Genomic DNA, 18674 nt, shown 5'->3' with positions numbered 1-18674 from the left:
CTCATAAGAGGCTTTTAAAAATTATCCAAGATATGTTTTTAATGCTTTGCTACGTGAAGTATGACGGAGTCTGCGAATCGCTTTCTCTTTGATTTGTCTTACACGTTCACGTGTCAAATTAAATTTCTCCCCGATTTCCTCGAGTGTCATCGCATGCTCACCATTTAATCCAAAGTAAAGCGTCACTACGTCCGCTTCGCGTTGTGTTAATGTAGATAGCGCACGTTGAACCTCTCTACGCAATGAGTCGTTGATCAATCCTGAATCCGGTTTGTCTTCCGAGTCATTTTCAAGGACGTCCAACAAGGAATTTTCTTCTCCTTGTACGAAAGGTGCATCCATGGAAACGTGGCGACCTGAGATTTTCAAGGTATCAACAACCTCACCTGTGGAAATTTCCAATACTTCGGCTAATTCTTCAGGAGATGGTTCACGCTCAAATTTTTGTTCTAATTCCGAGAAAGTCTTTGAGATTTTGTTCAAAGAGCCTACACGGTTTAAGGGTAAACGAACGATACGGGATTGTTCTGCTAATGCTTGAAGGATCGATTGACGAATCCACCATACTGCATACGAGATAAATTTAAATCCACGTGTTTCATCGAAACGTTGTGCTGCTTTAATCAAACCTAAGTTACCTTCGTTGATTAAATCGCCTAAGCTCAATCCTTGGTTTTGGTATTGTTTCGCTACCGAAACCACAAAACGTAAGTTGGCCTTCGTTAAACGCTCCAACGATAATTGATCCCCATCACGGATTTTCTGCGCGAGGATTACCTCTTCATCCGGAGTTAATAAATCGACTTTACCGATTTCCTGCAGGTATTTATCAAGTGATTGACTTTCCCTGTTGGTAATTTGTTTGCTAATTTTTAGCTGTCTCATAGGATCTTACAACAGATTGAATGGGCAAAAGGTTTCGCTTTTGCCCATTAATTGAAAATATTACTCCGCTTGTGCGGGAGCTTCTGGTTTTGGTAAAAGAACTTTAGCAGATAAACGGAATTTGCCCGTTTTCTTATCTACCTCAACTAATTTTACTTTTACTTTATCACCTTCTTTGAAAACGCCATCCATCGTATCGATACGATCCCATGAGATTTCAGAGATGTGCAATAAACCGTCTTTTCCTGGAAGGAATTCAACGAATGCACCGAAAGCTTGGATATTCTTCACTTTTCCTTCGTAAACCTCTCCTACTTCCGGAACGGTTACGATGTTTTTCACCATACGAACAGCGTGAGCCATGGCTTCGCCGTTAGAAGAGAAGATGCTTACGTATCCACCGTCTTCTTTTTCTTCAATCGTTACCGTAGCACCTGATTGTTTTTGGATATCTTGAACGACTTTACCACCTGGTCCGATTACCGCACCGATTTGGTCTTTCATGATTTTGATTACCGTAGCTCGTGGAGTTTGAGGCTTAAATTCAGCACGAACAGCAGGCATCGCTTTTTTCATCTCGTTCAAGATGTGTAAACGACCTTCTTTTGCTTGTGTTAACGCTTCTGCCAAAACTTCGTATGACAATCCTTGAACTTTGATGTCCATTTGGCAAGCTGTGATACCGTTTTCAGTACCTGTAACTTTAAAGTCCATATCGCCCAAGTGATCTTCATCACCTAAGATATCAGACAATACCGCATATTTACCTGTTTTTGAATCGGAGATCAATCCCATCGCGATACCTGAAACAGGCGCTTTGATTTGAACACCTGCATCCATTAAGGCTAACGTACCCGCACAAACAGTTGCCATCGAAGATGAACCATTTGATTCTAAGATATCAGAAACAACACGTAATGTATAAGGGAATTGCTCCATGGGAGGCAATACTTTCTTAATTGCACGCATAGCCAAGTTACCATGACCTACTTCACGACGTCCTACGCCACGGTTTGGCTTAACTTCACCTGTTGAGAAACCTGGGAAGTTATAGTGCAACATGAATTTATTGTAACCTTGTGTCATCGGTTGGTCGATGATTTGTTCATCCATCTTCGTACCCAAAGTAACAGTTGTCAACGATTGCGTTTCACCACGTGTAAACACAGATGAACCGTGTGGCGTAGGTAAATAATCTACTTCACAAGTGATTTGACGGATTTCGTTCAATTTACGACCGTCTAAACGGTAACGCTCTTGCAATACCAATTGGCGAGCCGCTTCTTTTTCGATATCGTGAAGATATGTTTTTGCCATTGAAAGGTTCACTAAGTGATCTTCTGGCAATGTTGCGATGTACTCGTCAACAATCGCTTTGAAAGCAGCTTTACGCTCGTCTTTCTTCGGATTAGCTTGTTTAGCTACAGCTAAGTATTTCTCGTAGTAGTTTTTCCACAATTCAGCACGCAACTCTTCGTTGTGTGATTCGTGTGAGTACGTACGTTTTTCTGTCTTACCACAAGCAACCGTTAATTCGTTCAATGCTTGGCATTGCAACTTAATAGCATCATGCGCGATACGTAAAGCTTCTAACATTTCTGTTTCAGAAACCTCATCGCCTTCGCCTTCCACCATCAAAATATCGTTTTCGTTAGCCGCAACGATTAATTCTAGGGAAGCTCCAGCTAATTCGCTTACGCTTGGGTTAACTTTATATTCTCCGTTGATCTTTGCAACGCGAACTTCTGAAATAGGACCATTGAATGGGATATCTGAAACTGCCAAAGCAGCAGCAGCAGCTAATCCTACAAATGCATCTGGTAAAACCTCGGTATCTGCTGAGATTAAATTGATCAACACTTGTACATCCGCATGGTAATCATCTGGGAAAGTTGGGCGCAAAGCGCGGTCAACTAAACGAGAGATAAGGATTTCATAATCTGAAAGGCGTGCCTCTCTTTTTAAGAAAGATCCTGGGATACGTCCATTGGACGCAAATTTTTCTTGGTAATCAACTGATAAAGGAAGGAAATCAACGCCTTCTTTGGCCTCTTTGTTTGCTACAACGGTAGCGAGCAGCATCATATTTCCAGACTTGATAACAACAGATCCATCCGCTTGCTTGGCTAACTTGCCAGTTTCAATTTGGATTTCCTTGCCATCAGGCATTGAAATATGCTTTGTAATGATGTTAAATGACATACGTTTCGGAATAAATTTTCACGCAACCTTGCGTGAGTAGAATGTTTGTTTGATGATTTCAAACGGGGTAAAAAGAAATAAAACAGGGCTCCTAAATGAAAGGAACCCTGCTTGTATTTATTTACGAATACCTAATTCAGCAATGATCGCACGGTAACGTGAGATATCAGTACGAGTTAAATAATCAAGTAAACGACGACGCTTACCTACTAATTTCAAAAGTCCTAAGCGTGTGCTATGGTCTTTCTTGTTTTTCTTAAGGTGCTCAGTCAAATGATTGATTCTGAATGTGAATAACGCAATTTGCGACTCAGCAGAACCAGTATCGATTTTTGACTTTGCTTTCCCTTTTGATTCGAAAATCGATTCTTTTACTTCAGGAGACAAATACATCTTTTACCAGTTTATAAAGTTTGAAAAATTAATTCGCAAAAGTACATAGAATTGTCGGAATGCGCAAATGCTTAGCTTGAATATTTCTGACGACGCATTTTCCAGCTTTTCACACGATCCCAAAGGACCCGATAGAAGTCGGATTCAAACAAGCGCGAATCGTTCAAAGCGATTTTCAAGAAGTACATGCCGATGAGCGTCAAAAGTCCATTTGAGATCCAAGCGCCGATTTCCACGAGCACCTTCCCTTCTTTGGCCATTTTATCACCTTGTTGGGTTAATATGTACATTAAGATAAAGAATGACACGGCCACAACAACCGGTACACCAAATCCTCCTTTTTTTATAATAGCTCCTAAAGGTGCGCCTATCAAGAACATCACTAAGATGGCTAGCGATGTGGTGAATTTTTTATGCCATTCCAAACGCGTGGTTTTCAATTTGTCTTGGCGTGTCTCGATCGAGGTTAAGTTGGTTTGTGCGAAAGTCTGCATGTTCTGCACTTGTTGGATCGCAATGTCCATCGGTTCGCGTGAATGTTTTTCGGCTAAACCTTTCTTTAATCGTTCGGTTACCCATTTGGTGTTTTTGACTACTTTGATGGATTGGTTGATGGGCTTGTGGAAATACAGGAAATTAGGGCCAACCGCGCCAATGAATCCTTTTTTCATGATTCGCATGACATGAATAAGTGAATCCTCATCGGCTTGCAACTGGATATTATTGCGCATGATTTCATAATGGGAAAATTGACTTTCCTCGGTCTTATGTAAATCAAAAGCATCTAAAGACATCACAATTTTACTCTTTTTGAAATGGTGTACGGCTAAATCTGAGGCGTCCAAATTGCTCCCACGATCTGCATCTTCCACATAATCCTTGCCATTAAACAATTCAAAAACGAGGTATTTTTTTCCATACATCGTGTACATCAAACCGGAGTCGGCCAAAGTAACATGTCGGTTTCCATCATTATGCGTATGATCGTAAATGATTAATGACTTCAAGGTTTTGTTGTCGGGGTACTTCTTTGCCACCTTAATCGCATAACCCGGTAAGTCGGAGTAAAAGATTCCCTCTTTGATATTTAGGGTCGTTTTGGTGGTTTTTATATCATATAAGAGCCCCCAGCCTTTCAAGTTGGCCCAAGGCATGGCTACGTTATTAAACCAAAACATGAAGCCCGACAAGATAACAGCGACAATCATGATAGGTCTAAAAACGCGGAATATGGAAATTCCAGCACTTTTGAGGGCGGTTAGTTCGAAGTTTTCGCCCAATTTTCCAAAGGTCATCAAAGACGAAAGCAATACAGAAAGCGGTAAGGCTAGTGGTAATGTGATGAGTGAAAAGTAGAAGAAAAGCTCGATATAGACGCCTACGCCAAGGTCTTTGCCAAAAAGATCGGCAAAGTAGAACAAGACCAAACGTAATAGAAAGATGAAAATTACGATGAGTGTTGTCAGGACAAAGGGTCCCCAGAAGGCATTTAGGACTAATTTATCTATTTTACGCATACTAACTCCCTACGATCTCTTTGAGTTTATCAGTTAAATAATCCCAAAGTTCTTGGGCGTCGTCGGCCGACTTAAACGTCGATGCGGTATCTGTAATAACCAAATAGGTCGTATTACTGAGTTCGCTAACGTCTAATTTGAATTCAATGCAAGCGCTGTGTGTGGCTTGATCGGGCTTAGTAAAGTCTAATTTGAAGCTTTTGTTCGATTTATTATGAACAATTGTTGCGGGATGATTTTCATTATCCCAGAAAAAATTAAAGCCTTGATTGTTCTGAACGGTGACTTTGTCGGCGAACCATTGTTGAAGCCCAGAGGCAGTGCTCAAATACGGATAAAGTACTTTGGGCGAGGCTTTTAGCTCATATTCAAATTCGTAGCTTGAAGCTGGCATAATGCAATGGGTTTTTTATGAATGGGTCAAAAATTGTCCCTATAAACAAAGGTAAACGAATTCAGATGAATCGCAAATCCCACACAAATTTAATAAGTATTCAGAAAATATTTGTGACTCTTACTCCTTTCGATTACCTTTGCACCATATTTCGGCGGGGTAGCTCAGATGGTTAGAGCGTTGGATTCATAACCCAAAGGTCGGCAGTTCGATTCTGCTCCCCGCTACAAAAAATGACCTTACAATTTGTAGGGTCTTTTTTTTGGACTTTAGACATTGGACTTTAGACATTGGACGTTTGACTGGAGTTATTGACGTTGGATTCATATCCGTCAGCCGATGGACGGCTTTCGATTATGCTCCCCGCTACAAAAAAAGACTTCGTGTAATGCCAGGTCTTTTTTTGTCCCCAGACTAAAGTCTGGGGTTATAACATGTATTTGATTTGTCCCACAGATAACAATTTTGGGTTGTAGGAGAAATGGCGATTGTTAACCCCAGACTTCAGTCTGGGGATCTCGAGGCTTTGCCTCGACTATAAATCTTTATAGGCAAGCACCTCTACCCCAAATTTGCGCAAGAAATCCACGCCTTCATCGGAAGCTAAACCTTTGTATGCGGCGTAGCTATTTAGATAGATTACCCGTTTGATTTTCATGCTATAGATGATACGCGCGCAGGAAATACATGGCGAAAGCGTCACATAAATGGTTGATCCTTCAATAGAAGCTCCATTTTTGGATGCATATAAGATGGCATTTTGTTCTGCATGAAGGGCTAAGGAACAAGATCCTTTGGAGTCTTTCGGGCAACCCCCCTCCTCGTGAAAATCCTCGTCACAATTATGTGTTCCTTGCGGGGGTCCATTGTAACCGATGGAAATAATGCGGGTATCTTTGGTTAACACAGCTCCTACCTGCGCCCGCGTACAATGCGAGCGAAGCGCTAAACTTTGTGCTAAATCCATGTAGATGGAGTCGAAGGAGGGTTTCATATCTTTTTTAGGTAAGAGTGAAGAGTTAAGAGTGAAGAGATGTTTTATCAATTTCACCTCTTCACTCTTAGTTCTTAACTCTTAGTTCTTAACTCTTAATGATGTACTCCCCCCTCACCATGCACGTGTCCGTGCGCGATTTCGTCGGCGGTAGCTTCTCTGATTTTGATAACTTTTCCAGTAAAAATTAATTCTTTTTCTGCCAAAGGGTGGTTGAAGTCCATCATAACATTTTCATCGCCAATGGAAACGACCATACCTTGCATGCGGTTACCTTGATCATCCGTCATCGGGATGTAATTACCTACTTTTAGGATATCGTCGGCTTTTTGGCCATCCACTTCAAAAATTGACTTTGGTAAAGATATGATGGCATTGGGATCAATGTTCCCGTAAGCATCTTCAGCTGCGATGTTGAAATTAAAGCTATCCCCTGCTTTTAGGCCCAGTAAATTCGCTTCGAAGCTTTCTGGTAGGCCACTTAAGCCATGGATAAATACCATCGGTTCGTTTTCATCTACGATTTCAACGACATCCGGTTGGCCATTTTCATCTGGGAATGCTAATTCATACGAGATGAAAACAACGGAATTAGGTGCAATTTGCATGAAAGGGTGTTTTGATTTGAGGGGTAAAGGTAGCAAAAAGAGATTATAGTTGCTAGTGGTCAGTTGCTTGTGGTCAGTGATGAAAAATAATTATCTTTGAAAATAATATAAAATCGAGTTCCTAGTCTTCTGACCACTGACAACAGATAACTGACAACTGCCCGCCATGCAAAAAACGATTCAAGAAGTACTTAAAGACATCAAAGCAAGAAAATACGCGCCTATCTATGTAATACATGGAGATGAGTCGTTTTTTATCGACCAAATGGCTGATGCGTTTGAGGAGCAGGTACTGACGGAATCCGAGAAGAGTTTCAATCAATTTGTGCTTTTTGGTAAGGATCAAACCATGGGTTCTGTGATTTCCTATGCGCGGCGTTACCCGATGATGGCGGATAAACAGGTCATTATTGTCAAAGAAGCCAGTTTTTTAGAGGCTTTGGCCAAAGGAAAAGAAGCCAAAGGTAATGAGGACATGAAAGCCTGGGAGGATTATTGCGCACGGCCTACGGAATCTACGCTCTTAGTTTTTACGATCAAGAGTTTGGTGAATGAAAAGGCCAAAATCCTGACATTGCTCGAAAAAAATGGTGTCGTCGTTTGTTCCAAAAAGGTTAAGGACGGCCAAGTGGGTTCTTGGTTGAAGGATTATTTGGCCCAACACAAGCTTGGGATTCAAGCAGCTTCTTTGGAATTGATGGTTTCCTATGTGGGCACCGATTTGCAGCGCATGGCGCATGAGGCGGATAAATTGATTGTCAATTGCCCAGCGGGCGCTGAGATTGGTCCTGAGGAGGTTGAGAAATATGTGGGGATTAGTCGGGAGTATAATGTTTTTGAATATCAAGCGGCTTTGATGCAACGAAATGTGGCCAAAGCGCAGAAAATAGCGTTTTATTTGGCCGATAATACCAAACAAAATCCCTTGCCTATTCTATTGGCGACTTTGTTTGGGACATTTTCTAAAGTATTGATGGTTCATGATTTGGGTTCTTTGTCGGATAATGAATTAGCCAAAGAGATTGGTGTTAATCCTTATTTTGTCCGAGATTATGTCACGGCGAAGCGTAATTATCCGATTGCGAAGGTGGTAAGGATGCTGGAGGCGATTAAAAATGCTGACTTGAAATTCAAGGGTATCATCGGTGCGGCGGAATCAGACCGAGATATTTTGATGGATTTGAGCTTTGAGCTCTTACATCTTTAGTTGATCGCCGAATAATCGCTGGCTTTGATGTAGCCCACTTGGCCGTTTACAATACAGGTCACCCAAATATCTTGGGTGTTCCAATAATTCACCCTATTTCCTTTCTTGAGAATCTGCATGACAGGCGCGGCTGAAGATGCATGTGCGCGCAGGTAGGCTTTATCCTTGGTAATAATGCCAAAACGTAATAAGCCGGGTAGGTTCGTGAATAAACCTAGAAATATAAGGTAAGCACTAAGGAAGACCAATTGAGTACGCGGGATCCGACTATTGCGCAGGTATTTGCGAAACAGAATGATGATGGCGTATAGGCCGAGGAGTAATAAAATGCCCAATAAGTAAGGGAAAATGGAGAAATAGATCCATTCGATTTGATCGATGAGAGACACGGCGTAACCGTCGAGTTGTTGCTTCTCTCCTATTTCGGCCAAACGATTCGCGATGGCAGGTGTATTTTGTTTCGCGTGGATGCTTGAAAGGCGATACAATTCGCTGACCCAGTCATTTTTTACTTTGGCAATGTAGGCTAATTTGAACTGAATATTTTCGAATTCACTGGAATTTGGATTCAAGTTCTTCAGGTAAATGCGTTCGGCTTCGAGCAGTCGGTTGGATTTAAATAAAGAATCTGCCAAATGAATTTGCTTTCTATCTATTTGGGAATAAGCAAATTGTGTTACGCCCAGATAAAAAAAACAAAAAAATATAACTTTATTTAGAAGCCTTGCTTGCATAATTCGAAAAACACTACTACTTTTGCATCGCAATAAGGCAATAAAATGCTTGAAATGCAAATGAAGGTCGGTCAGTGATCGAACTTCCTTTCGACTCCAGAGTGAGTCAATTGATATACAAGCTTCGGCTTGATGATTCCGTAGCTCAGTTGGTAGAGCAATACACTTTTAATGTATGGGTCCTGGGTTCGAATCCCAGCGGGATCACTTCTAGATTATTTAATAGCCTGTAACACAATATGTTACGGGCTATTTTGTTTTACAGGTACAACTTAGGTACAACAAATCGTTTTTTCCTCTACTTTCATTTTGTTACTTTCGATTACACAATACAGCTTCTATTCTAGATAAAACTTGTTTAAGTGTATGAGAGTTGAGGTGTACTCACTCCTCTGTTATTTATGTCTTTCATGAGCATAATCTAATTTGCTTACAGTAATAAATTTAGCATTAATTGTCCATTAAATTGTCTTTAGGCAAAGTGATTTTATGGGTTTACTATCCTATTTGATGAATTAATCAGAACAAATTTTACTATTAGGTTTAATCCATATAACTTGCATACTGTTGATATTAAAGCTATGAGAACCTCAATTTTATTTTTGTTATTTCAATTCTCAACTATTACGATATTTGCACAAACAGGTATTGGAACCACCACACCTCATGCATCAGCTAAATTAGACGTAGCAGCAAGTAATAAAGGATTCTTACCTCCAAGAATAAATCTTACAGATGCATTTGACCAAACTACAATTCCATCCCCTGCTACAGGATTATTGGTTTATTGTAATGGTGGAGCAGGATTAAATGCAGGTTATTATTTTTGGAACGGCACAAATTGGGCAACAATTGCAACTGCTGGTGGTAGCGGAAGTGTTGCAGCTGAATATGGATCACAATTTATTGGATCAAATGTATTAATTAACACTGTTGCCCCTATTGATGTATTATCTTTTACTCTCCCAAGTGCAGGAACTTGGGAAGTAATCTCAGTTGTGAGAGTTCAATACTCAAGCGCTGGATATGCAGCAGAATTTGCGCTATATGATCCATCAGGTAATTTAGTGCCTAATTCTGAAATATTGCCTGCATATGGTCAAATTGGATCAACGGGAACTGGTGCAATAACTATTACTACTACAGGTGCAGGAACTTATAAATTAAAAGCATGGGCTTCTGGTGCTCCAACTTATCCATATAATGTAACAACAGATGGAAATGGAAGAACTGGAGTTACTTGGAAAAAAATTAGTGGAAACGCTCCCATTAACGCACAGAGGGCAAGTGGAAAGGTTAATGCAGGTTCATTTGTTCTATTAGATAATGTCAAGGCAGGCCCTACAAGAACTGGTGCTGGTGGAGGATATGCGGGGTTAAGTATTGGTGCAGTATCAACTACATTTGTTGCTGATGTAAGTGCAATGTATTCAAATAGTACTATCGGTGGGCAGACTATTACTGGTACTTCTTACACAACCACCGCAAGTAATTCATGGAATGGTTGGGGATTTTTACCAGGACAACAATCAACTTATATATTAAACGATACTACAAATAATAAAGTATATCGTATTATATTGATGATTGGTGATTCCTCTTATAACAATAACTTTGTTTCAATCGAAAGATTATATTAATTCAAATCGAGCTACATAATTCAATACAAAAGACTACAAAACCGTACCATAAGTACCTGAAAAAATTCCGATTTCTCTACGATTTCGGAGTTTTTAGTGCTATTTACTAGCTGGTAAGTGTTCCCGCGGGATCACTTCTAAAATTAAAAAGCCTGCAAGATATTGCAGGCTTTTTTGTGTCTTCGGGATTTGGAATAATTAAATGTAATTATCACGGAATCATCCATTGAAAAGAATCTAGTTTGTAATCAAAGAAAGCTCTACGATGGCCTGAATGGTGTAGCCACAGCCAATCGATGGATTCAACCCTGATGGAAACGATACCAAAATTCTTTTGACCTGCTTCACTTTCCTTCATGGTGAAGTTTTCTTGTTCAATATGTTCTGCTAATCCGCTTGTGGGCGCTAATGCGAAGCTCGAGGGACTAAAATCAGTTAGGTAACACTTTCTGCTACTTAAGGTCGTTTTATTCCATGCTTCGGAAGTAATTTCATTATTAAAATGGAGTAAAGCTTTCCCTTTTACCCTTAATTGAATTCGTTCGGATGCATCATAAAATAAGGCATTGATTGAATCATTTTGGGCTAATTCCAGCCATTTATTACTTCTAATATCGGTGTGAAAACGCAATTCTCTTTCAGATGGAATAGCCTTACGTAAAACAACCGTGCGCATGCTGACTTCATTTTGATTTAGCGTTGCGATGCACGGTGTGTGAAAGGCATCTTTACTTTTTGTCGCGCCGATGACCAATCGATCCCACGATTCCTTTTCGAGTTCCTCTGAGCTGTAAATTAAATCGTTGTATTGCGTGAAATTCTTCTTATCCATCAACTGATTAGTATGTGTTTAATTGACAAAAAGTAAATTATAATTTACCTTGCTATGAAATGTTCGGAAGCTTATCGAATTTTGTTATCGGATGGATGGTATCCCGTTTCTCAAAAAGGTTCCCACATGAAGTTGAGGCACAAATTAAAACCTGGAATAATCATTTTTCCTAATCATGGAAGTCAAGAGTTGGGAAAAGGATTGGAAAAAGCATTATTTAAGCAAGCTAGAATAAAATAATTCGCTATGAAGAAATTAGCTAAGAAGATAGAAGTTTGTATAGAGAAAACGAACACAGGTTATTCTGCTTATGTGGAATATTTATCTGTTTTTACGTCGGCTCAGACCATAACCGAATTGTATAAAAATTTACTTGAGGCGATTAACTTGGTTTTAGCGGAAGAGGGAAAAGAAGTGACGATGGATCAAATCAAACTGAATTTAGATTTTAAACAGTTTTTCCAATTTTATAAGGTTTTGAATGCCAATTTCTTAGCCAAACGAATTGGGATGAATCCTAAGCTTTTATCGCAATATGTCCGTGGGAAAAAGCAGCCTTCCCAAAAGCAGTCTGAGAAAATTATTCAGGGGGTCCAACAAATCGGGCAAGAATTGGCGGATATCTGCTTAATTCGATAGATCATTCTCTTTTCGAATAACAATTTGTGATTAGGTTGCCTATCTTGATGACTTATCAAAATATAATTGCCATGTTATTCTTACGCAAATACAGTATTACCATCTGCGTTATCCTGGATTCACTCATTTGTCTGATGCTTCCGCGTGGGCATGTATTTGAAGCTCCTAAATTATATGTGCATCTTGTCACCTTGTTAGCCATAACGCTTTTGGCGTATGTAAATCGCGCTTATGTTAAGATACATTGGAAAGCTGCATTGATTCTGTTGGTATTATTATCTATTTATTTTCTTTTTGCTCGAGTGTACTAATTTTAAAAGAGCCTCCCAAACGGAAGGCTCTGAAACCTATTTAAAAGATCATCTTCGCAAATTCGGATAAATAAACCCGCCAATTCGTCCAGGTATGTCCCCCTTCACTTTCGCGGTATACGTAACGAAACGCATGCTCGTCCAATTTTTTACGCATGGTTACCACACTTTCGATCAAGAAATCTTCTTTTCCGCATGCGATCCAGTAAAGTGCCGGATTAGCCTTTTTTAAGCCTTCGATTTGTTGGTCTCGTTGGGATGCGTCTACTTTCACGCCAAACCGACTTAAATCCGCAAATCCCATACTCATGACACCGATGTAATTGAATAAATTGGGATGTTCAAAGGACGTATTGATGGTTTGTAATCCGCCCATACTGAGGCCCGTTAAGGCTCTGCTTTCCTTATTTTTCTTCACGCGGTAGTGATTTTCGATGAATGGAATTACATCCCCTACCAAACTTTTTTCGAATAACATGCTTCCCATGCCTCCTACTGGCAAATTAGCCACAGGAATGTTAGGGCTAATCACATTGGCTGCCACTTGATTCGGGTTACCATTTGTCATCACCACAATCATCGGTTTTGCTTTACCCGCATTGATTAAATTGTCCAAAATGTTGGCAGCTACACCTAACGTTGGCCAGGCTTCCTCATCGCCCCCTCCCCCATGCAAGAGGTATAAAACGGGGTAAGACGCTTTGGAATCCTCATATCCCGGAGGCGTATACACCTGCATTCTGCGCGTTAAATTAAGGGTTTTGGAATCATACCAAACTTGTTGCATACTCCCTTTGGGACCCGTTTTGGCCCAATATAAATCGGATGCGGGGCCTGCTACATAAAGTAGGCTTTCCGTTCTAAATGTACCATCACGGGCAACTTTTAAATTGGATGGATCCAAGGTTGTCACCCCATCCACGATGAAAGAATAGCCATATAATTCCGGCGCCATGGCAGGAATTTTGGTAGACCAAACACCTGAAGCGTCTTTTACGAGTTCGACTAATTGCCGACTAGCCCCTTGCCCATTGGGATTTGGGACCATGGTCATCCAGTTACCAGATAATTTAACAGACGAAGCTGCCGGAGCTTTCAATCGGAAAATAACATCGTTTGATTGGGTAATTTCTGGCGAAATTAAACGTTCCACTTGCCCCACTTCCTGGGCAAAAGTTTGAAACGACAGACATGCTGCTAGCGCAGCCAAAAGCTTGAATTTGTTTCTTTTCATTTTAAATAGGTTTTTTTCAAATGTAGTCAATTTGTAACAGATTATGGTTTATTCCCATATTATGGGATTAACTAAATATTCAAAAACCGAATAACAATCTAGTATTATGTTGGCTACCTTGATGACCTATTAAATCATATCCTCCATGTTATTCCTCCGCAAATACAGCATCACCTTCTGCGTTATCCTGGATTCACTCATTAGCCTAACGCTTCCACGTGGGCATGTTTTTGAGGCGCCAAAATTAAATGTGCATTTGGTCACATTGATGGCTATTGTGCTTTTGGCCTATGTGAACCGAGCCTATGTTACCTTCCATTGGAAGTCGGCTTTAATCATGCTTATACTGCTGACATGCTTTTTTCTTTATGTGATAATTTGAATGTTTTTGTAATAAAAAAGAATCCCAACAACCTTATAGCTGTTGGGATTCAAAATTGATCACTCGGCCATCATGGCCATAGCTGAATTAACTAAAGACTCACCAATTTTCCTTGTACGACATCATTTCCTTGGCGGAAAAGGAAGATAAACGTTTGGGAAATTTGGCCTTCAGGGATTGTGAACTCAATTTTTTGTTCCTCCCCTGCTTGTAATAAGCCTTCAAAAACAGTTGATACCTTCATTCCTGAAACATTGTATACATCTAGGCTTGCTTGTCCCGTGTAACGTGGTGTCATAGTGAAAGTTAATGTTCCTTTAAACGGATTCGGGTATGCTTGAACGGATTGAATCGTTTCTGTTTGTTCTTGCACCACACGCGACATGGTTTTGATTTCAACGGAATTCGTTGTTTGGCTGCTAATTACGACTCTTCCTTGGTCGAAAGCATTGTTAATCATATCCACCGTCGTGAAAATATCCGATAAGCTAGGATCATTCGAACCTAATGTTCCCGCAAGTGCCGAATTAGCCAAATCTAATAATTGGCCAACTGTTTTATTAACCAATTTCGATGCCACTTTAAATTCTTTGGTATCTGAATAGTTAATGTTGCTTGTTGGGCAGATTAATTTGGCCGTTACAAATGAACTTGGCATCCTGAATCCAGCTAAACCAGTGGAAGTTTGTTTATTGATCCACAAAGTAATCGTTTGAGAAAGAAGGTTATTGGTAATCTTTCCGTTTGAATTCAATGGAGACCCTTTGGCACCTAAATAATCTTTGCTATAAGACCAGCCAATGCTTTTATTTGGACTTAAAGCCGCCGGAGTTCCACCACCAGGTAACATTTTGAAAATATTATCACTTGTGATGTCGGTTGGATATAAAGTAAATGACTTTCCTCCCGCTGCCCCAAATGTAACGGATGTTACACCTGAAAATGCGGCCAACAATTTGTTTTTGGTAGTTGATCCGTCACAAGCAATTCCTCCCACGTTACCATAATAGCCTTGTGTATATGTGGCAAATTTGGCACAGTCAGTTACGGTTACCGTAAAACTAGCCGATGCGGAACAACCATCCGTTGTGCCCGTTGCTGTATACGTAATCGTATTTGTTGGGCTCACAGAAAGCAAGTTTCCTTGTTGGCCTCCAGTAGACCAAACGATACTTGTAGCTCCCGTTGCTGTTAGCGAAACGGTTTCACCAGCACATACGGTATTATTTCCGGAGATAAGGATGTTTGGAAGAGCTTTCACTGTGATTATCGTGCTTGCGTTGGATGTACAGCCTTCCAAAGTTCCCGCAACTGTATAAGTTGTGTTTGTTACAGGTTTTACGCTTATTTCAGCACTTGTTTGGCTTCCAGGCGTCCAAAGGTAAGATGTTGCATCACCCGACGCAGTAATCGTTACGGTTTCTCCCACGCAGATTGATTTATCTGGAGAGACTGATACTGTAGGGAGCGCTTTTACCTTGATGGTGATGCTATTGCTGTTTTGACACGAATTTGCATCCGTTCCCGTTACCGTATATGTTACGGAACCTACGTTTTGTTTGAATGCCACGTTGTTTGTGACCACGGGACTCCAAGTATATGACGATGCCCCTGAACCGTATAAAGTTACATTTGTTCCATCGCATACTTCCGTTGCGGAGGCATTGGCAACGACTTTTGGTAATTCGTTAACTGTTACTTCTACATCTTTTGAAGCAGAACAAGAGTGATTATCCGTACCCGTTACGGTATACTTCGTTGTTGTTTCAGGCTTAACGCTAATAATAGCACCTGTTTCGGTTGTCGACCAAACATATGAATTAGCGCCAGAAGCGGTAAGATTAGTTGAATTTCCAATACATATAGCTAAATCAGAAGTAAGACTGATTATAGGCAAAGCATTTACTGTTACCTCTACATCTTTTGAAGCAGAACAAGAGTGATTATCCGTACCCGTTACGGTATACTTCGTTGTTGTTACAGGCTTAACACTAATAGTAGTACCTGTTTCGGTTGTCGACCAAACATATGAATTAGCGCCAGAAGCGGTAAGATTAGTTGAATTTCCAATACATATAGCTAAATCAGAAGTAAGACTGATTATAGGCAAGACATTTACTGTTACCTCTACATCTTTTGAAGCAGAACAAGAGTGATTATCCGTACCCGTTACGGTATACTTCGTTGTAGTTTCAGGCTTAACGCTAATAATAGCACCTGTTTCAGTTGTTGACCAAACATATGAATTAGCGCCAGATGCAACTAGATTAGTTGAATTTCCAATACAAATAGCTAAATCCGAAGTCAGACTTATTGTTGGTAATTCATTTACTTTTATCGTTTTAGTTGCTGTATTGGTACAGCCTAGATTATCTTTTCCAGTAACGGTATATATCACGGTACCTACGTTTTGCTTGAAAGCAACATTATCCGAAACCAAAGAATCCCAAGTATATGAAGTGGCTCCAGAACCATATAAGGTTACACTTGTACCATCACATACCTCAGTTTCAGATGCATTTGCAACGACTTTAGGTAATTCGTTCACTGTTACTTCAACATCTTTTGACGCTGAACATGAGTTTAAATCGGTACCTGTTACAGTATATTTCGTTTTTGTTTCAGGCGAAACGCTAATGGATGCATTTGTTTCAGTTGTTGACCAAAGATAAGAATTAGCCCCACCAGCAGTAAGTGTCGCTGATTTTCCAAAACAAATAGCTAAATCGGAAGTCAGGCTGATTGTAGGTAATTCATTTACTTTTATCGTTTTAGTTGCTGTATTTGTACAACCCTTATTGTCTGTTCCGGTAACGGTATATATCACGGTACCTACGTTTTGTTTAAAGGCCTCGTTATCAGTAACAACAGGACTCCAAGTATAAGTGGATGCACCCGAACCATACAAAGTAACACTTGTTCCGTCGCAAACTTCTGATTTAGAAGCATTGGCTACTACAGTTGGCAAAGCTAGTACAGTCACAGAGGTTGTTGCTGTGTTCACACAACCTTTTCCATCCGTTCCGGTAACCGTATAGGTTACGGAACCAACGTTTTGTTTGAATGCAACGTTATCAGTAACCACGGGACTCCAAGAATAAGTGGATGCACCAGATCCAAACAATGTAATACTAGTGCCGTCGCAAACTTCTGATTTAGAGGCATTGGCTACGACCGTTGGCAATGCAAGCACAGTCACATTAGTTGTAGCTGTGTTCACACAACCTTTTCCATCCGTTCCTGTAACGGTATAGGTTACGGTACCAACGTTTTGTTTGAATGCTTCGTTATCGGTAACAAAGGGACTCCAAAAATAAGTGGCTGCGCCTGAACCATATAATGTAACACTGTTACCGTCGCAAACTTCTGATTTAGAAGCATTGGCTACGACAGTCGGCAATGCCAACACAGTTACCTTCACATTTTCTGAGGTCGTACACCCATTTCCGTATGAAATTGTATAAGTTAAATTAACCTCTCCAGCAGTTGATGAAGATAGTTTGCCATCACTAATAGTGCCCGTTCCGGTTGCAATTGACCAAACTCCATCTTTTTTCTCTGAAGTAATGAGCGCACTTAAGTTGGTAGATCCTCCTTTACAAAAGCTTGCAGGACTTAAACTAATACTCGGTTTGGCGTCAACAATCACCGTAAATTTCTCGGTAAATGATTCACAATCACTTACTTGATAGGTAACCTGGTATTGATAGGTTCCCGGAATTGCATTGGTGATGCTGTATGTGTTGGAGTTATTAGATACACTAGCATTATCCTTCTTCCAGACATAATTCGTAAACCCAGAAGCAGATTGTAAATTAATCGATCCGCCTTCACAAATTTGTTTGATTTGAGTTTCAGCGATATTGGATGCTAATTTTGGTACTTTGGTAGAGACAACGATACATGATTCGTCATTGTTTCTTCCTTGGCCGTTTCCAAATTTGAGAATACTTTGGCCATCAACAAGGATGTATTTGCCTTTTAGGGTCGCCCGGTAATAATTGATTTTAGCATTTGAAGATCCTGAAAATTTCAAGAAAGATCCAAAGGTTTGACAAGCCTGTGTACTTCCATCAGCTGTTGTGCTTGGGATTGTACTCCAGTTGACATTGTCGGCAGAGTTCTCTACCGTTAAGTTACTTCCCGTGGGCAGACAGAAATTTTGTATCACAAAATGACTCAGCCCGGTATTGTTTGTCGTTTGTTCTACTTTCCAAACAATGACAGTGTAATCCCCGCTTTCTGTTAATGTGGGATCTGAAACAGTAAATCCTTGTGCATGCACATGATTTTGGAAGCCGAATAATCCACTAATGGTTAGTGCAAATACGGCAATAAGCTGTGTGAAGTGCTTTTTCATACGATTTTGGTTGAACATGGAGTAATTTTTTTAGGGCTATATTTTTTAACCCTCAAAAAATGCCATTTTTTCATTTTTTGAGGTAAACATTCAAGCATAGCATGATGCTTCATGCGCTGGCTTGAAAAAAAAATAAAAAATATTAAAACTGAACTAGGGGGAATAGTAAAAACGACCACATCGCTGTGATAATGGGCTTTTAGGCCATTTTTTACATGTTTTAAGGGAGGAACTAGGGAGTCAAACAGCTGAACTGCTTACTCTGTAGATTCCGATGAATTTATTTTTTCATCGGGGAGTTCAAATTGCAAAAAAAATAGTAAATAAAAAAAGAAAGATTTC

Annotated in this window: 17 protein-coding genes and 2 tRNA genes; 8 read left to right on the top strand and 11 right to left on the bottom strand. The window is 40.1% G+C overall.

What is annotated here, in order from left to right; genetic code table 11:
- Positions 1-21 precede the first annotated feature (21 nt).
- The 5 genes from SKC38_RS10410 to SKC38_RS10390 form a co-directional block, all read right to left on the bottom strand.
- Entirely contained in the window at positions 22-885 is an 864-nt protein-coding gene (locus SKC38_RS10410) for a sigma-70 family RNA polymerase sigma factor (protein ID WP_109323139.1), read from the bottom strand.
- A gap of 60 nt (positions 886-945) precedes the next feature.
- On the bottom strand, positions 946-3087 hold the full coding sequence (gene pnp, locus SKC38_RS10405) for a polyribonucleotide nucleotidyltransferase (RefSeq protein WP_377977081.1): 2142 nt from the start codon (positions 3085-3087) through the stop codon (positions 946-948).
- Between the two features lie 117 nt (positions 3088-3204).
- Positions 3205-3480 carry a 30S ribosomal protein S15 gene (rpsO, locus tag SKC38_RS10400; protein ID WP_377977080.1) on the bottom strand — a complete coding sequence of 92 codons (276 nt, stop codon included), beginning with the start codon at positions 3478-3480 and terminating at the stop codon, positions 3205-3207.
- 71 nt (positions 3481-3551) lie between these two features.
- Positions 3552-4997 carry an LptF/LptG family permease gene (locus SKC38_RS10395; RefSeq protein WP_377977079.1) on the bottom strand — a complete coding sequence of 482 codons (1446 nt, stop codon included), beginning with the start codon at positions 4995-4997 and terminating at the stop codon, positions 3552-3554.
- A gap of 1 nt (position 4998) precedes the next feature.
- Complete coding sequence (locus SKC38_RS10390) at positions 4999-5391, bottom strand: START-like domain-containing protein (protein WP_377977078.1); 393 nt, start codon at positions 5389-5391, stop codon at positions 4999-5001.
- A gap of 153 nt (positions 5392-5544) precedes the next feature.
- On the opposite strand from SKC38_RS10390, the gene SKC38_RS10385 reads away from it, so the two are divergent.
- Positions 5545-5618: transfer RNA gene (locus tag SKC38_RS10385), tRNA-Met, on the top strand.
- Positions 5619-5926: 308 nt separating this feature from the next.
- Here SKC38_RS10385 and SKC38_RS10380 read toward each other — a convergent pair.
- Positions 5927-6385: a deoxycytidylate deaminase gene (locus SKC38_RS10380; protein WP_377977077.1), complete on the bottom strand. Its 459-nt coding sequence runs from the start codon at positions 6383-6385 to the stop codon at positions 5927-5929.
- Between the two features lie 95 nt (positions 6386-6480).
- Positions 6481-6993: an FKBP-type peptidyl-prolyl cis-trans isomerase gene (locus tag SKC38_RS10375; RefSeq protein ID WP_377977076.1), complete on the bottom strand. Its 513-nt coding sequence runs from the start codon at positions 6991-6993 to the stop codon at positions 6481-6483.
- Between the two features lie 166 nt (positions 6994-7159).
- On the opposite strand from SKC38_RS10375, the gene holA reads away from it, so the two are divergent.
- Entirely contained in the window at positions 7160-8200 is a 1041-nt protein-coding gene (gene holA, locus SKC38_RS10370; protein ID WP_377977075.1) for a DNA polymerase III subunit delta, read from the top strand.
- Here holA and SKC38_RS10365 read toward each other — a convergent pair.
- Positions 8197-8835 (bottom strand): hypothetical protein, encoded by a 639-nt coding sequence (locus SKC38_RS10365; protein ID WP_377977074.1) that lies wholly within the window; start codon positions 8833-8835, stop codon positions 8197-8199. The two genes, holA and SKC38_RS10365, sit on opposite strands and share 4 nt — an antisense overlap.
- 233 nt (positions 8836-9068) lie before the next feature.
- On the opposite strand from SKC38_RS10365, the gene SKC38_RS10360 reads away from it, so the two are divergent.
- Together SKC38_RS10360 and SKC38_RS10355 are read left to right on the top strand one after the other, a co-directional pair.
- Positions 9069-9141 (top strand) — tRNA-Lys (locus tag SKC38_RS10360).
- A 374-nt stretch (positions 9142-9515) separates the two neighbouring features.
- A complete protein-coding gene (locus SKC38_RS10355; RefSeq protein WP_377977073.1) occupies positions 9516-10574 on the top strand; it encodes a hypothetical protein in 1059 nt (352 codons plus the stop codon).
- A 211-nt stretch (positions 10575-10785) separates the two neighbouring features.
- Here SKC38_RS10355 and SKC38_RS10350 read toward each other — a convergent pair whose 3' ends face one another.
- Positions 10786-11406, bottom strand: a complete 621-nt coding sequence (locus tag SKC38_RS10350; RefSeq protein WP_377977072.1) for a pyridoxamine 5'-phosphate oxidase family protein — start codon at positions 11404-11406, stop codon at positions 10786-10788.
- 54 nt (positions 11407-11460) lie between these two features.
- Here SKC38_RS10350 and SKC38_RS10345 point away from each other — a divergent pair, with 54 nt between their 5' ends.
- From SKC38_RS10345 to SKC38_RS10335, 3 genes are all read left to right on the top strand, one after another.
- Entirely contained in the window at positions 11461-11646 is a 186-nt protein-coding gene (locus tag SKC38_RS10345) for a type II toxin-antitoxin system HicA family toxin (RefSeq protein ID WP_377977071.1), read from the top strand.
- Positions 11647-11652: 6 nt separating this feature from the next.
- Positions 11653-12045 (top strand): hypothetical protein, encoded by a 393-nt coding sequence (locus SKC38_RS10340; RefSeq protein WP_377977070.1) that lies wholly within the window; start codon positions 11653-11655, stop codon positions 12043-12045.
- Positions 12046-12116: 71 nt separating this feature from the next.
- The gene (locus SKC38_RS10335) at positions 12117-12356 is read left to right on the top strand and encodes a hypothetical protein (protein ID WP_377977069.1); all 240 of its coding nucleotides are present in this window, start codon (positions 12117-12119) and stop codon (positions 12354-12356) included.
- 40 nt (positions 12357-12396) lie between these two features.
- Here SKC38_RS10335 and SKC38_RS10330 read toward each other — a convergent pair whose 3' ends face one another.
- Positions 12397-13590, bottom strand: a complete 1194-nt coding sequence (locus SKC38_RS10330; protein WP_377977068.1) for an esterase — start codon at positions 13588-13590, stop codon at positions 12397-12399.
- A gap of 145 nt (positions 13591-13735) precedes the next feature.
- Here SKC38_RS10330 and SKC38_RS10325 point away from each other — a divergent pair, with 145 nt between their 5' ends.
- On the top strand, positions 13736-13972 hold the full coding sequence (locus SKC38_RS10325) for a hypothetical protein (RefSeq protein ID WP_377977067.1): 237 nt from the start codon (positions 13736-13738) through the stop codon (positions 13970-13972).
- Positions 13973-14063: 91 nt separating this feature from the next.
- On the opposite strand, the gene SKC38_RS10320 is transcribed toward SKC38_RS10325, so the two are convergent.
- Entirely contained in the window at positions 14064-18332 is a 4269-nt protein-coding gene (locus SKC38_RS10320; RefSeq protein WP_377977066.1) for a hypothetical protein, read from the bottom strand.
- Between the last annotated feature and the right edge of the window lie 342 nt (positions 18333-18674).

It is taken from the genome of Aquirufa echingensis (assembly GCF_042714525.1).
In the GTDB taxonomy this organism is placed as follows: domain Bacteria; phylum Bacteroidota; class Bacteroidia; order Cytophagales; family Spirosomataceae; genus Aquirufa; species Aquirufa echingensis.
Note: the sequence above shows the minus strand (reverse complement) of the source record. Positions and strands in the feature narration are given on the sequence as shown.

What these genes read in the sequence shown, in the direction of transcription:
- SKC38_RS10355 (WP_377977073.1), top strand. Translation starts at nt 9,516, where the DNA reads ATGAGAACCTCAATTTTATTTTTGTTATTTCAATTCTCAACTATTACG.
- SKC38_RS10350 (WP_377977072.1), bottom strand. Translation starts at nt 11,406, where the DNA reads ATGGATAAGAAGAATTTCACGCAATACAACGATTTAATTTACAGCTCA.
- SKC38_RS10390 (WP_377977078.1), bottom strand. Translation starts at nt 5,391, where the DNA reads ATGCCAGCTTCAAGCTACGAATTTGAATATGAGCTAAAAGCCTCGCCC.
- SKC38_RS10375 (WP_377977076.1), bottom strand. Translation starts at nt 6,993, where the DNA reads ATGCAAATTGCACCTAATTCCGTTGTTTTCATCTCGTATGAATTAGCA.
- SKC38_RS10410 (WP_109323139.1), bottom strand. Translation starts at nt 885, where the DNA reads ATGAGACAGCTAAAAATTAGCAAACAAATTACCAACAGGGAAAGTCAA.
- SKC38_RS10335 (WP_377977069.1), top strand. Translation starts at nt 12,117, where the DNA reads ATGTTATTCTTACGCAAATACAGTATTACCATCTGCGTTATCCTGGAT.
- SKC38_RS10325 (WP_377977067.1), top strand. Translation starts at nt 13,736, where the DNA reads ATGTTATTCCTCCGCAAATACAGCATCACCTTCTGCGTTATCCTGGAT.
- SKC38_RS10320 (WP_377977066.1), bottom strand. Translation starts at nt 18,332, where the DNA reads ATGAAAAAGCACTTCACACAGCTTATTGCCGTATTTGCACTAACCATT.
- holA (WP_377977075.1), top strand. Translation starts at nt 7,160, where the DNA reads ATGCAAAAAACGATTCAAGAAGTACTTAAAGACATCAAAGCAAGAAAA.
- SKC38_RS10340 (WP_377977070.1), top strand. Translation starts at nt 11,653, where the DNA reads ATGAAGAAATTAGCTAAGAAGATAGAAGTTTGTATAGAGAAAACGAAC.
- SKC38_RS10380 (WP_377977077.1), bottom strand. Translation starts at nt 6,385, where the DNA reads ATGAAACCCTCCTTCGACTCCATCTACATGGATTTAGCACAAAGTTTA.
- pnp (WP_377977081.1), bottom strand. Translation starts at nt 3,087, where the DNA reads ATGTCATTTAACATCATTACAAAGCATATTTCAATGCCTGATGGCAAG.
- SKC38_RS10330 (WP_377977068.1), bottom strand. Translation starts at nt 13,590, where the DNA reads ATGAAAAGAAACAAATTCAAGCTTTTGGCTGCGCTAGCAGCATGTCTG.
- SKC38_RS10395 (WP_377977079.1), bottom strand. Translation starts at nt 4,997, where the DNA reads ATGCGTAAAATAGATAAATTAGTCCTAAATGCCTTCTGGGGACCCTTT.
- rpsO (WP_377977080.1), bottom strand. Translation starts at nt 3,480, where the DNA reads ATGTATTTGTCTCCTGAAGTAAAAGAATCGATTTTCGAATCAAAAGGG.
- SKC38_RS10345 (WP_377977071.1), top strand. Translation starts at nt 11,461, where the DNA reads ATGAAATGTTCGGAAGCTTATCGAATTTTGTTATCGGATGGATGGTAT.